This is a genomic window from Roseovarius sp. Pro17 (assembly GCF_035599575.1).
In the GTDB taxonomy this organism is placed as follows: Bacteria; Pseudomonadota; Alphaproteobacteria; order Rhodobacterales; family Rhodobacteraceae; genus Roseovarius.
The window spans coordinates 3758671-3771389 of sequence record NZ_CP141179.1; the positions used below are offsets into that span (position 1 = coordinate 3758671).

Annotated in this window: 13 protein-coding genes; 8 read left to right on the plus strand and 5 right to left on the minus strand. The window is 61.5% G+C overall.

Features of this window, described 5'->3' with window-relative positions:
* Positions 1–102 precede the first annotated feature (102 nt).
* From U3654_RS18170 to U3654_RS18185, 4 genes are all read right to left on the minus strand, one after another.
* A complete protein-coding gene (locus U3654_RS18170; protein WP_324752938.1) occupies positions 103–1065 on the minus strand; it encodes a DUF3179 domain-containing protein in 963 nt (320 codons plus the stop codon).
* 78 nt (positions 1066–1143) lie between these two features.
* A complete protein-coding gene (locus U3654_RS18175; RefSeq protein WP_324752939.1) occupies positions 1144–1950 on the minus strand; it encodes a DUF4336 domain-containing protein in 807 nt (268 codons plus the stop codon).
* A gap of 1 nt (position 1951) precedes the next feature.
* Positions 1952–2503, minus strand: a complete 552-nt coding sequence (locus U3654_RS18180; RefSeq protein WP_324752940.1) for a peptidylprolyl isomerase — start codon at positions 2501–2503, stop codon at positions 1952–1954.
* Positions 2496–3002: a peptidylprolyl isomerase gene (locus tag U3654_RS18185; RefSeq protein ID WP_324752941.1), complete on the minus strand. Its 507-nt coding sequence runs from the start codon at positions 3000–3002 to the stop codon at positions 2496–2498. Before U3654_RS18185 ends, U3654_RS18180 begins: the two co-directional genes overlap by 8 nt.
* A 132-nt stretch (positions 3003–3134) precedes the next feature.
* On the opposite strand from U3654_RS18185, the gene U3654_RS18190 reads away from it, so the two are divergent.
* The 3 genes from U3654_RS18190 (at position 3135) to U3654_RS18200 (ending at position 6305) form a co-directional block, all read left to right on the plus strand.
* Positions 3135–4319 carry a phosphoglycerate kinase gene (locus U3654_RS18190; protein ID WP_324752942.1) on the plus strand — a complete coding sequence of 395 codons (1185 nt, stop codon included), beginning with the start codon at positions 3135–3137 and terminating at the stop codon, positions 4317–4319.
* Positions 4320–4407: 88 nt separating this feature from the next.
* The gene (locus U3654_RS18195) at positions 4408–5301 is read left to right on the plus strand and encodes a fructose bisphosphate aldolase (protein ID WP_416384605.1); all 894 of its coding nucleotides are present in this window, start codon (positions 4408–4410) and stop codon (positions 5299–5301) included.
* Positions 5302–5384: 83 nt separating this feature from the next.
* Positions 5385–6305: an HNH endonuclease gene (locus U3654_RS18200; RefSeq protein WP_324752944.1), complete on the plus strand. Its 921-nt coding sequence runs from the start codon at positions 5385–5387 to the stop codon at positions 6303–6305.
* Positions 6306–6374: 69 nt separating this feature from the next.
* Here U3654_RS18200 and U3654_RS18205 read toward each other — a convergent pair whose 3' ends face one another.
* Positions 6375–8003, minus strand: coding sequence for an acyl-CoA dehydrogenase family protein (locus U3654_RS18205; protein ID WP_324752945.1), 1629 nt, complete (start codon positions 8001–8003; stop codon positions 6375–6377).
* 163 nt (positions 8004–8166) lie between these two features.
* Here U3654_RS18205 and U3654_RS18210 point away from each other — a divergent pair, with 163 nt between their 5' ends.
* The 5 genes from U3654_RS18210 to U3654_RS18230 all read left to right on the plus strand — a co-directional run bounded on the left by U3654_RS18210 (position 8167) and on the right by U3654_RS18230 (position 12664).
* Positions 8167–8466 carry an FtsB family cell division protein gene (locus U3654_RS18210; RefSeq protein WP_416384532.1) on the plus strand — a complete coding sequence of 100 codons (300 nt, stop codon included), beginning with the start codon at positions 8167–8169 and terminating at the stop codon, positions 8464–8466.
* A 237-nt stretch (positions 8467–8703) separates the two neighbouring features.
* Entirely contained in the window at positions 8704–9714 is a 1011-nt protein-coding gene (pdhA, locus tag U3654_RS18215; RefSeq protein WP_324752946.1) for a pyruvate dehydrogenase (acetyl-transferring) E1 component subunit alpha, read from the plus strand.
* A 12-nt stretch (positions 9715–9726) separates the two neighbouring features.
* Entirely contained in the window at positions 9727–11100 is a 1374-nt protein-coding gene (locus tag U3654_RS18220) for a pyruvate dehydrogenase complex E1 component subunit beta (RefSeq protein WP_324752947.1), read from the plus strand.
* A complete protein-coding gene (locus tag U3654_RS18225) occupies positions 11097–11351 on the plus strand; it encodes a hypothetical protein (RefSeq protein WP_324752948.1) in 255 nt (84 codons plus the stop codon). Before U3654_RS18220 ends, U3654_RS18225 begins: the two co-directional genes overlap by 4 nt.
* The gene (locus U3654_RS18230) at positions 11351–12664 is read left to right on the plus strand and encodes a pyruvate dehydrogenase complex dihydrolipoamide acetyltransferase (RefSeq protein ID WP_324752949.1); all 1314 of its coding nucleotides are present in this window, start codon (positions 11351–11353) and stop codon (positions 12662–12664) included. The genes U3654_RS18225 and U3654_RS18230 overlap by 1 nt, the downstream gene beginning before the upstream one ends.
* The last annotated feature ends 55 nt before the right edge of the window (positions 12665–12719 follow it).

Sequence of the window (12719 nt, forward strand, 5' to 3'; positions counted from 1 at the left end):
CGCACCGCAGGATTGGAGTATCTTTACGAAGGGAATGCCTGAGGACCGCGCTTAGACAACTTTCATTGTTCGACAAATACTCCCGCCGGACGCGGCTCCGGCTCATTCACTGAGCATCCATTGCCCATCAGGCCAAAAGGCGTGGTAGGCGAAAGCGAACATTACGTCATGTGGAACGTCCCGCCCGCTGGAGTCCCGCACCCGCACAGTGCCGACATCACGCCCCTCTCCGATCCGCGTGGTATCTAGTGCAGATGCCTGTCCGGCCTCCCAAGAGAGCGTCACCTCTGCCTCGCGTATCTCTCTCGCTTCGCGCAGCCGCGTCAACGGCCATGCACGCGCACCGACACGCACGACGCGTGCCAGCGCCGGGATGCCATGCGGCGGAGGATCGCCGCTGTATAGAAATGGGCGCGATGCGCTGTCGTAGCGCGCATAGGGGTTTCGTCCGTATTGCGGGCCTTGCTGTGGCGGCTCCATCACCAGCCCGCCGGGCGCGCGGGCGCGGAACTGGTCCCAGCTTTCCATCCATGCGGGCAGGGCGGTCAACTGCGTTCCCGTGAGATCGCCAACGATGGCGAGGCCTTGTGCCTGCTGCCACCAGCTATGGGTTTCGCGGTCATACATGACCATATCCGAATTGCGCAGCTTGCCCGAGACACCAAAGCTGAGCGTGCCATGCGCGGTGCGCCGGTCGAACACGATGCCCGAGTTGCAGAGCGGGCAGAAGGTGACGGCGATGGGCACGCCTGCCACTGTATCATTCACGATCTCGTGCCACATGAGATAGCGCACCGGATAGGCGCGCGGCGGCGTGCCGGCGATTTCGACAGTGATGACTGGCTCAGGCCCGTCGATGCGCGTCTCGCCTACCGCCTTGCGAAAGGTTGGCGCGTCGATGGCCTGAATGCCGTCCTTGGGCGGGCCGCCCGAGAGAATTTCGGCCCAGCTTTCGATGTTGCGCTTGGCAAAGTTCGTCTGTGGCCACTCAGGTTTCCAGAATGTGGGATCGGCCCCGGCGCCCGTGGCCATCAGGGTCAGCGCGATCAAAGCGAGGCGAAGCATGGTTGCGGTCCTCTCATGTTGCGATTCGCTACAGCATGAGCCACCCGCGCGCTCCGGGCCAGTAAACTTGCCGAGGGATCAGTCGCTATGCTCGCCCTTGGCGCGCTCTGCCTCGATCCGCTCCATCGCCACGATCCATTCGCGGTCCCGCAGGATGCGGCGAAAGGCGCGCCGCAACTCGCCCACGGCGTCGCTTTGATACCAGCGCCCATGCGCAAGGATCAGGCGCTGCGGTTCCCATGCGATCATGCGCTCGACGGCCTCGGCCAATGGTGCCTTGCGAAAGGTCTGGCGCATGTCGGGTGGCATCTTGCCGTCGCTGTCGTCGATTCCGGCGATCCAGACGAGGGGGCGCATCCACGTGGGTAGCTTTGCCGTCTCGAAATTCTCGATCAGGTCGGTCAGGATCAGCGTGGCAGAGGCGCGGTGCAAAAATACCGCCTCGCGATGCACCTTGCTGCCTTCAACGATCATCTGGTCGATTTGTCCGGCCCAAGATGGCTCGGCTTCTTGTCCGAGATCGGTATCGAACACCAGCGATAGACCCTTTTTCGCCGCACGTTCCACTACGCCGGGGGCGGCGTAGGCGGCGGCATCGGGGTAGGCCTGCTGCCAATCGCGGACATACGAATAGTGAATCCAATTAGGCGCGATCAAATGCCTCACCGGCCCCAGAGCGTGCAGTTCGGTGCGTAGCCCGTCCGTCAGTAATGTTGGGGAATGAACCCAAAGATCGCCATTCTCCAGCCGTACCACGGTGCAGCGGGTTGAGAACGGCATACCGTAAAAGCTAAGTGCCGGACCGTCTACCAGCCAAATGTCATCGGCCACGGGCTTGAGCGTGTTCAGTGGCTCATAGCCCGTGGCATTTTTCAGCAGTGCCAAGTCAGTCGATAACTTTGACGGATTGCATGACGTCCGGTGTGCCGTCGACTTCGCCGTTGCTACCGGCGCCGCGCTTGATCGCGTTCACTACGTCCATGCCGTCGGTTACCTTGCCGACGACAGTGTACTGGCCGTTCAGATGCGGTGCGGGGCCGAACATGATAAAGAACTGGCTGTTTGCACTGTCGGGGCTTTGGCTGCGGGCCATGCCGATGACGCCTGCCTCGAACGGTTGGTCCGAAAACTCGGCCTTGAGGTCGGGCATGTCGCTGCCGCCTTGGCCTGCGAGGCTCAAATTGCCACCCTCCAGCTTGCCATTTTGCACATCGCCGGTCTGGGCCATGAAGCCGCTGATGACGCGGTGAAAGACGACGCCGTCATATGCGCCGTCTTTGGCCAGTGCCGTGATCCGCTCCACATGCTGGGGCGCGACATCCTCAAAGAGATCGATGGTGACGGTGCCGTTTGCCTCGCCTCCAATGTCGATCTCAAGGCCAGTGGCCAGCGCCGGTGCGGCGGTCGCCATTAAAACTGCTGCCAGAATATTACGCATCGGAGGCCACCTTGACGCTGATCATACGGTCGGGGTTCGCGGGCGGCTCGCCCTTGGCGATGGCGTCCACATGCTCCATCCCCTGAATGACGCGGCCATAGACGGTGTATTGCCCGTTCAGGAAATGGTTGTCCTTGAAGCTGATGAAAAACTGGCTGTTCGCGCTGTCGGGGTTCGCGCTGCGCGCCGCGCCCAACGTGCCGCGATCATGCGGAATCTTCGAGAATTCGGCCTTGAGGTTCGGCAGGTCACTGCCACCCGTACCCGCGCCGCGGGGATTGTAGTCCTTTTCCATGTTGCCGTTCGCCACATCGCCGGTCTGGGCCATAAAGCCGTCGATCACCCGGTGAAAGGCCACGTTGTCGTAAGCGCCGCTGCGCGCCAGTTCTTTCATCCGCTCGGAATGATCGGGGGCGACGTCGGGCAAAAGCTCAATCGCGACGGTGCCGTCCTTCAGCTCAATGAGGATAGTGTTTTCGGGGTCTTTGATCTCGGCCATGGATGGGCCTCCTTTTTGAATGTATTGCCATGATATCTAGGCGTTTGAGCGCGCGTTGCCAAGCAGGCCGTCTTGACGCATCGGCGTCGTCACGCCAAGAGGGGGCGGACCTCGCTAGGCAAGGATAGTGGCATGAACTGGAAAACCCTCGACGACATGGACCTGAAGGGCAAGCGCGTGCTGACCCGCGTGGACATCAACGTGCCGGTTGAGGGCGGGCGCGTCACCGACGCCACTCGGATCGAGCGGATCGTGGCCACGGTCGAGGATATTCTCGCCAAAGGTGGTCGCCCTATCCTGATTGCGCATTTCGGACGCCCCAAGGGCAAGGTGGTGCTGGATATGTCCCTGCGCGTTGTTCTGCCTGCGTTGGAAAAGGCGCTGGGACATAGTGTGCGCCTGATCGAGACGCTGGAAGGCGCTGAGAACCTGACGGCCGAGGCCGCCGCCGCCGAGGTGCTGCTGCTGGAAAACATCCGCTTTCATCCCGGTGAAGAGGCGAATGATCCCGAATTCGCCGCCCGCCTTGCCGCGCTGGGCGATATCTATTGCAACGATGCCTTTTCCGCCGCGCATCGCGCCCATGCCAGCACGGCGGCCATCGCGCATCTGATGCCCTCTTGCGCGGGCCGTTTGATGCAGGCCGAACTGGAGGCGCTGGAGGCCGCGCTTGGCGCGCCTAAACGCCCGGTCGTCGCCGTCGTTGGCGGCGCCAAGGTATCGACCAAGCTGGATCTGCTGAGCAACCTTGTTGAAAAGGTCGACAGCCTCGTGATTGGCGGCGGTATGGCCAACACGTTCCTTGCGGCGCAGGGCCTGAGCGTGGGCAAGTCGCTGTGCGAGCATGACATGGCAAAAACCGCGCGCCAGATTATGGGCAAAGCCGCCGATCAGGGCTGTGAAATCATCCTGCCTGCCGACATCGTCGTCGCGCGCGAATTCGCCGAGAACGCGCCGAATGAGGTTCTGGCGGTGCATCTGTGCCCCGACGATGCGATGATCCTCGACGCCGGGCCGCGCAGTGTCGCGCGCGTCTCTGAAGCGCTGGATAGAGCGAAAACGTTGATCTGGAACGGCCCCCTTGGTGCATTCGAAATCGAACCGTTTGACGCCGCCACCAACGCCGCCGCCCGTCACGCCGCCGAACTGACCCGCGCGGGCAAGTTGGTGTCGGTCGCGGGCGGCGGCGATACGGTCGCCGCCCTGAATCGGGCTGGGGCAGCGGATGATTTTACCTACATCTCGACCGCCGGGGGCGCGTTTCTGGAATGGATGGAGGGCAAGGATTTGCCTGGTGTCGCCGCCCTGAAGGGGTGAAGCGTTAGCGCGACCACAATTGCCAGCAAGCCGGCGCTGACATAAAAGCGCGCAGGACATTGAAATTTTGATGAGCGGAGCCGAACCCATGCCGAACGCAGCCCAAGCAGAGAAAATTCGCGCCGGGAACGGCTTTGTTGCGGCGCTCGATCAGTCGGGAGGATCGACGCCCAAGGCGCTGGCCCTCTATGGCGTGGCCGAGGATGCCTATGGCTCGGACGCCGAAATGTTCGATCTGATACATGCGATGCGCGCCCGCATCGCGCAGGCGCCCGATTTCAACGGCGACAAAGTGATCGGCGCGATCCTATTCGAGATGACGATGGACCGCGAAATGGGTGGCAAGCCCTCGGCGCGCTACCTTTGGGAAGAACGCGGCGTCGTGCCGTTCCTCAAAGTCGACAAGGGGCTGGAGGCCGAATCCGACGGCGTGCGCCTGATGAAACCGATGCCCGATCTGGATGCGCTGTGCAAACGCGCAGTCGATGCCGGGATATTTGGCACCAAGATGCGCTCGGTCATAGACGCGGCGTCAGCCAGCGGGATTGAGGCGATTGTTGCTCAGCAGTTCGAGGTGGGGCAGCAAATTCTGGGTCACGGCCTGATCCCGATCATCGAACCCGAAGTGACCATCTCGATCAACGACAAGGCCGAGGCTGAGGCCCTACTGCTGGACACGATCGCGCGCCATTTGGACGCATTGCCCGAGGGCACAGAAGTTATGCTGAAGCTGACGCTGCCCGAGACGGCGAACCAGTATCAGGCACTGACCCAGCACCCTGCCGTCATGCGCGTTGTCGCCTTGTCGGGCGGTTATAGCCGCGACGAGGCGAACCGCCGTCTAGCCCAGAATAGTGGAATCGTCGCCAGCTTTAGCCGCGCGCTGACCGAGGGGCTGTCGACCGATCAGACCGATGCCGAGTTCAACTCAACCATCGGCAAAACGATAGACAGCATCCACGCAGCGTCTGTCGTGGGGTGATGTAGGGCACTCGCGCCGTCCTGGTCATCTGCGAAATACGGTGCAAAAATGGTCCGCGCGAGGGCCAAGAGGATCGCGGCGCGATGACCAAACTTGTTTTGCTGCACAAGGCCGACTCGATCTACGAGGACGAGCCGGATGCAAAATATGACTTTCCCAAAAGCTACCTGAAAGCGATCCGCGAGGCGGTCGGCGATTGGGCGATCTATTATGAGCCGGTCAAGGCCGGCCCGCGCGGCTATTTCGCCGTCGCCAAGATCATGTCTGTTATTCCCAAACCAGGGGTAGAGGGCCGGTATCTAGCTCTGATTGAGCCGGGCAGCTACCTGCCGTTTGACCGGGAGGTGCCGCGTCTGAGCGACGGTCGCCCGATGGAACGCGCTTTGATGCAAGCCGATGGGACGCCGAAAAAGGGCGGTGCGCAGCAGTTGGCCGTCCGGCGTCTGCCCGAGGAGGATTTTGCGAGAATTGTCGATCTTGGTCTGCCGCAAGAGCTGGAACAGATTGAGGCCGCCCGTTACGGCACTGTCGCCGCCGGATTCGACGAAGCAGCTACCCCGTTCCATCGCCCGGTGTTGGAGCGTTTGACGCGCCGCCCCTACCGCGATGTTGCGTTTCGCCGCAAGGTCCGCGACGCCTACGACTATCGCTGCGCTCTGTCTGGTCTGCGTCTACGCAATGGCGGCGGTCGCCCCGAAGTGCAGGCGGCGCATATCCGCCCTGTGGAAAGCCACGGCAGTGATTCCGTTCGTAACGGTCTGGCGCTCTCGGGTACACTTCACTGGATGTTTGATCGCGGGTTGATCTCGGTGGCTGAGGACCGCACGATACTGATTTCGCGCAATAAGGTGCCATCCGACGTGACGGACCGTCTGATCGTACCGGATGGCAAGCTGTGCCTGCCAAGCGATCAACGCGATTGGCCGCACCCGGAAAATCTGCGCTGGCACCGCGAGAATGTGTTCGGCCATGTCGTCACGACCGACCCCGTGCCGTGGGCGTAAGGGGGGTCGTAACGATGACGCTGTTGCATCTTTTTGCCGAACTATCCTCGCCAACGGCCTAACGCGCCCTTAGCTCAGTCGCGCAAGGATGGCATCGGTATCGACGCCCGAAATCGCACCGGGTGCGCGGCCGCGCTCTCCGGTGAGGCGGGTTGCGATATAGGCCTCTGCGATGGCGGGCGGCGCTTGTCGGATCAGGACTGACGCGGTCAGCAGCGTGCCCAGGCTATCGGCGTACCAGCGGGCCTGACCCTCATCCGGCAGGCGCGGGAAACGGCCCATATGGGCGCGCAGGGCCGCGTCATAGCGGCGGTATTCGCCAGTGACCTCGCCCAGTGCGTCGCTCAGCACTTCGCCGGACATCGGAACGGTGCGAAGCGTGCGCAGAATGTCGAGGCAGATGACGTTCCCGGACCCTTCCCAGATCGAATTCAGCGGTGCCTCGCGATAAAGCAGCGGCAGGCCGGTATCCTCAATATAGCCCATGCCGCCAAGGCACTCCATCGCCTCGCCGACGACCATCGGACACAGGCGATTGCCAAGGAACTTGGCCAGCGCCACGCCGAGACGTGCGAATGCGCGGCCCTGTTCGGTCGTGTCATCAAAGGCGCGCGCGACGGCAAGGCCCAGTGCCAGCGTGCCCTCCCAGTCCAGCGTGAGGTCGGCCAGCACACTGCGCATCAGCGGCTGGTCGATCAGCTTGGCATCCCCGACGCTGCGATGACTGCACCAGTACTGCGCCGCGCCCAGCGCCGCGCGCATGAGGCCAGCGGGCGCCATCGCAGTATCAAGGCGGGTGTGATGGATCATCTCGACCACGCGGCGGATACCGTCGCCCTCGTCTCCCAGCGGATAGGCCAGTGCGTCTGCATATTCGATCTCGGCCAGCGCGTTCGAGCGGTTGCCCAGTTTGTCCTTTAGCCGCTGGATATGTATCGCGTTGCGCGTGCCGTCCAGCCAGCGCGGCACGAGGAACGCGGTCAACCCGCCGGGGGCCTGTGCCAGCGTGACAAAGCCGTCGGACATGGGGGCGGAGCAGAACCATTTATGCCCGCGCAGCCGATAGGCATCCCCGTCGCGCACGGCGCGGGTGGACGTCCGGCTGAGGTCCGAGCCGCCCTGTTTTTCGGTCAGGGCCATGCCCATGGTCGCTGCAGCCTTTTGCGCCAGCGGTTTGATCGCGGGATCGTAGAGGCGCGCGGTCAGCTTTGGCACCCATTGATCGAACAGGTCGGGCGAGGCGCGCAGGGCAGGGACGGCGGCGTAGGTCATCGTCATGGGACAGCAGACCCCCGGCTCGACCTGCGAGGTCAGATAGACCATCGCGGCATGGGTGGAATGGCCGCCCGTCGCCCCCTCCCACGGTAGCGAGGCATAGCCGGCGCCAAGGCCGGTTTGCAGCAGCGTGTGATAGGCGGGATGATACGCCACCTCGTCCAGTCGCCGCCCACCTGCATCGAACAGGCGCGCTTCGGGCGGGTGGCGGTTCGCGTCGATCCCTGCGTCGCGCATTGCCGTGCGCCCGATCTTGCGCCCATAGAGCGCCAGATGATCGCCATCGGCGCCAAAGCCGTGATCGCGCAGGGCCGGATCACTCTCCCACAGGTCCAGATCGCCGCGCGGAGGGGGTTGATTCAGCACCTCATGCGTGTCGGTCTCACTATGCGGGCCGGACCGGTCCGGGCGGGTGTCGGGCATTCTCGGATCTCCTCTAACGGGTGCATTTAGGCGCTGCCGCCACAAGAATGCAACGCCAACCGCACCTTTGCACGGCATCCGCGAAATGGGATTCCATAGGCGGGGCATATATGACAAGGTGCCCCAAAGGCCCGCTTAGAGGCATATCCAAGAGGCAAGACTGGTGATCAATCGCAAAAAGCCCCCGCTGGGCGTGTTCGTCTATTTCCTCATCGCCTTCGCGCTGGGCACGTATTTTACGTTCGCCGCCGTGCAGGGCGACTTTGGCCTTTTCAGCCGCGCCGAGATCGAGGCGCAGGCGAGTGAGCTTCAGGTTCAACTGAATCAGCTGACCGCCGAAGTCGCTGTGATGGAGAATCTTACCCACCGGCTGTCCGACACCTACCTCGATCTGGATCTTTTGGATGAACAGGCGCGCGCCGTCATCGGCTTGCTGCGCAGCGATGAGATTGTCATTCGCTGAAGCGTTTCGCGTTGAATTTCGGTCACGTATCGAAGGCGAAACGCCCTCAACATTCATAGGCTTTACCGCGTTTCGCTACGGTCCCCGTTTCAAATGCAGAGCGAAACGCTTTGACTCGCCTTGCGTAGACCCCACACTGCTGCCTATCATCAAGAGAGCGCGCAATTGTTTGTGCCGCGTATAGTTTAGCGTTAAACTATCTTTCGACTTATGTGCCAACCAAGGGGATACATGCCAATGGCTGCCCAGAAGAAAGCAAGCAAATCTAATGCTTCGGCGAAAGAGCTGAAAGCGTATTACCACGACATGCTGCTGATCCGACGATTCGAGGAGAAGGCTGGCCAGCTCTATGGGATGGGCCTGATCGGCGGTTTCTGCCACCTCTATATCGGGCAGGAGGCCGTTGTTGTCGGCCTGGAAGCTACCGCCGAAGAGGGCGACAAGCGTATCACCACATACCGCGATCACGGTCACATGCTGGCATGTGGCATGGACCCCAACGGCGTCATGGCCGAGCTGACGGGCCGCGAGGATGGCTATAGCCGCGGCAAGGGCGGTTCGATGCACATGTTTTCGAAGGAAAAGCATTTTTACGGCGGTCACGGCATCGTCGGCGCCAACGTGCCACTGGGTGCCGGGCTTGCGTTTTCCGATAAGTATCGCGGCAATGACCGCGTGACGTTCACCTATTTCGGCGATGGCGCCTCTAATCAGGGGCAGGTCTATGAGACGTTCAACATGGCCGCTCTTTGGGAGTTGCCGGTCGTCTTTGTGATCGAGAATAACCAATATGCGATGGGCACGTCGCAGAAACGTTCGACCTCGACGCCGGATATCTACACGCGGGGTGAGGCCTTTGGCATCCCCGGCGAGGCGGTGGATGGCATGGATGTGCTGGCCGTCAAGGAAGCGGGCGAAAAGGCCGTAGCGCACTGCCGCTCGGGCAAGGGGCCCTATATCCTTGAGATCAAGACTTACCGCTATCGCGGCCATTCGATGTCGGACCCGGCCAAGTATCGCACCCGTGAAGAAGTGCAGAAGATGCGCGATGAAAAGGACTGCATCGAGCATGTGCGCGACCTGCTGCTGACCGGCAAGCACGCGACCGAAGAGGATCTGAAAGCTGTCGACAAGGAGATCAAGAAGATCGTCAACGCCTCGGCCGAGTTCGCCAAGGAAAGCCCCGAGCCGGACGAGGCTGAGTTGTGGACAGACATCTACGCCGAAACCGCGCCGCAGAACGCCTGAGGAGCCAGATACATGCCGACAGAAATACTCATGCCCGCCCTCAGCCCCACCATGGAAGAGGGAACGCTGGCCAAATGGCTGGTCAAAGAGGGCGATAGTGTCGCCTCTGGCGATATTCTTGCCGAAATCGAAACCGACAAGGCCACGATGGAATTCGAAGCCGTCGATGAAGGCACGATAGGCAAGATCCTGATCGAAGCCGGGACCGAAGGCGTCAAGGTGAACACTGCCATCGCTGTGCTGCTGGAAGAGGGCGAAAGCGCCGATGATATCGGCGATGCGCCGAAAAAAGAGGCCGAGCCCAAAGCAGAGGCCGAGCCGAAGCAGGACAAGCCCAAGTCGAAACCTGCCGAAGCCAAGGCACCCCAGCCCGACCGTAGCCCCGACTGGCCCGAAGGCACCGAGACGAAAAAGCAGACCGTGCGCGATGCGCTCAACACCGCCATGGCGGAGGAAATGCGCCGCGATGGCGACGTTTTCATCATGGGTGAGGAAGTGGCCGAGTATCAGGGTGCCTACAAGATTACCCAAAACCTGCTGGAAGAATTCGGCGCCAAGCGGGTGATCGACACGCCCATTACCGAGCATGGCTTTGCCGGGATCGGCGTCGGTGCGGCCTTTGGCGGTCTTCGCCCCATCGTGGAATTCATGACGTGGAATTTCGGGATGCAGGCGATCGACCAGATCATCAACTCGGCAGCCAAAACGCTATACATGTCGGGCGGTCAGATGGGCTGTCCCATCGTGTTCCGCGGCCCCAACGGCGCCGCCGCGCGGGTCGGTGCGCAGCACTCACAGGATTATGCCGCTTGGTATGCGCATATTCCGGGTCTGAAAGTGGTGCAGCCATATTCTGCATCCGACGCCAAGGGCCTGCTGAAATCGGCCATTCGCGACCCTAATCCGGTGATCTTTCTTGAGAATGAGATCCTCTACGGCAAATCATTTGACGTGCCGGTGATGGATGATTTCACCGTGCCGTTCGGCAAGGCACGCATCTGGCGCGAGGGCGAGGATGTGACGATCGTCAGCTTTGGCATCGGCATGACCTATGCGCTGGAAGCGGCTGAAAAGCTGGCCGAGGACGGCATTTCCGCCGAGGTTATTGACCTGCGTACCCTGCGCCCGCTGGACTATGACACCGTCATCGCGTCGGTGATGAAAACCAACCGCTGCGTGACTGTCGAAGAGGGCTGGCCAGTGGCGAGTATCGGCAACCACCTGTCGGCGGTGATCATGGAGCGCGCGTTCGACTACCTCGACGCGCCCGTGATCTGCTGCACTGGCAAGGACGTGCCGATGCCTTATGCCGCAAACCTCGAAAAGCTGGCGCTGACGTCGACCAAAGAGGTCTTGGACGCAGTGCATAAGGTGACCTACAGATGAGTGAACCGTTCCATTTCAACCCCACCCGGCAGGCCTATGTGCTCGATGGGCCTGAAGGGGAGACGCGCTATCGGATCGTGGTGCCGCGTGAGTTTGTGAACGACGAAGCCGGGGACGACGCCAGCGAGGAGGATCGGCTCGCTTGGCTGCGCGCTCACCTGCCGCAAATTCTGTCCGCGTATTCGGCCCGCACCGAAGGCGGCTGGGTCAAGGATCCCTGGAGCCGTGTTCTTGTCGAGGAGATTGACTGATGCCAACGGAAATTCTAATGCCCGCCCTTTCCCCCACGATGGAGGAAGGCACATTGGCAAAATGGCTGGTCAAGGAGGGCGATACCGTCGCCTCCGGCGATCTTCTGGCCGAGATCGAGACAGACAAAGCGACCATGGAATTTGAGGCCGTTGACGACGGCACGATCGGCAAGATCCTGATTTCGGAAGGCACCGAGGGCGTCAAGGTGAACACAGCGATTGCTGTCCTGTTGGAAGAGGGCGAAAGCGCGGACGATATCAAGGATGCTGCAAGTAAGCCTGCGCCTGAACCTGCAAAATCCGAGGACGGCACGCCCAAAGCAAAGAGCGAAGAGGATGCCAAGGGCGCCAGCACCGCAGAGGCGCCCGCTGCACCCAAGGATGCTGATGGCGGACGCATCTTTGCCTCACCGCTGGCGCGAAGGATCGCGGCGGATAAGGGTCTGGACCTTAGCCAGATCGACGGATCGGGGCCACATGGCCGCATCGTCAAGGCTGATGTAGAAAGTGCCGTTCCCGCGAAAAAGGCGGACGTCGCCGAGGCAAGCGCTGCCGGCGCACCCGCCGCAGGTGCACCCAAGGGTCAATCGGCAGACGCCGTCGCCAAAATCTACGAGGGTCGTGAGTATACCGAGGTCAAGCTGGACGGGATGCGCAAGACTATCGCCGCCCGCCTGACCGAGGCCAAGCAGACCGTGCCGCATTTCTACCTGCGTCGCGATATCCGTCTGGATGCGCTGCTGAAATTCCGTAGTCAGTTGAACAAGCAACTGGAAGGAAGAGGCGTCAAACTCAGCGTCAATGACTTCATCATCAAGGCCTGCGCGCTGGCGCTGCAATCCGTGCCGACTGCCAATGCCGTGTGGGCAGGCGACCGGGTGCTACAGCTGAAGCCGTCGGATGTGGCTGTGGCTGTCGCGATCGAGGGCGGGCTCTTTACCCCTGTGCTCAAGGATGCCGATATGAAATCCCTGTCGGCCTTGTCGGCCGAAATGAAGGATCTGGCAGCGCGCGCGCGTGACCGTAAGCTGGCCCCGCATGAGTATCAGGGTGGCAGTTTCGCAATCTCAAACCTCGGCATGTTCGGCATCGACAATTTCGATGCGGTCATTAATCCGCCACACGGCGCGATTTTGGCCGTCGGTGCGGGCGTGAAGAAACCCGTCGTCGGCGCAGATGGTGAACTGGCTGTCGCGACTGTCATGTCAGTCACGCTTAGCGTTGATCATCGGGTGATCGACGGCGCGCTGGGTGCCGATCTGCTAAAGCATATCGTTGAAAATCTGGAAAACCCCATGGTGATGCTGGCCTGAGATAGCAGCTGGCATCAGGCGTAGCCCCGAGACCACATAAAAGCGCGCCAGTCTG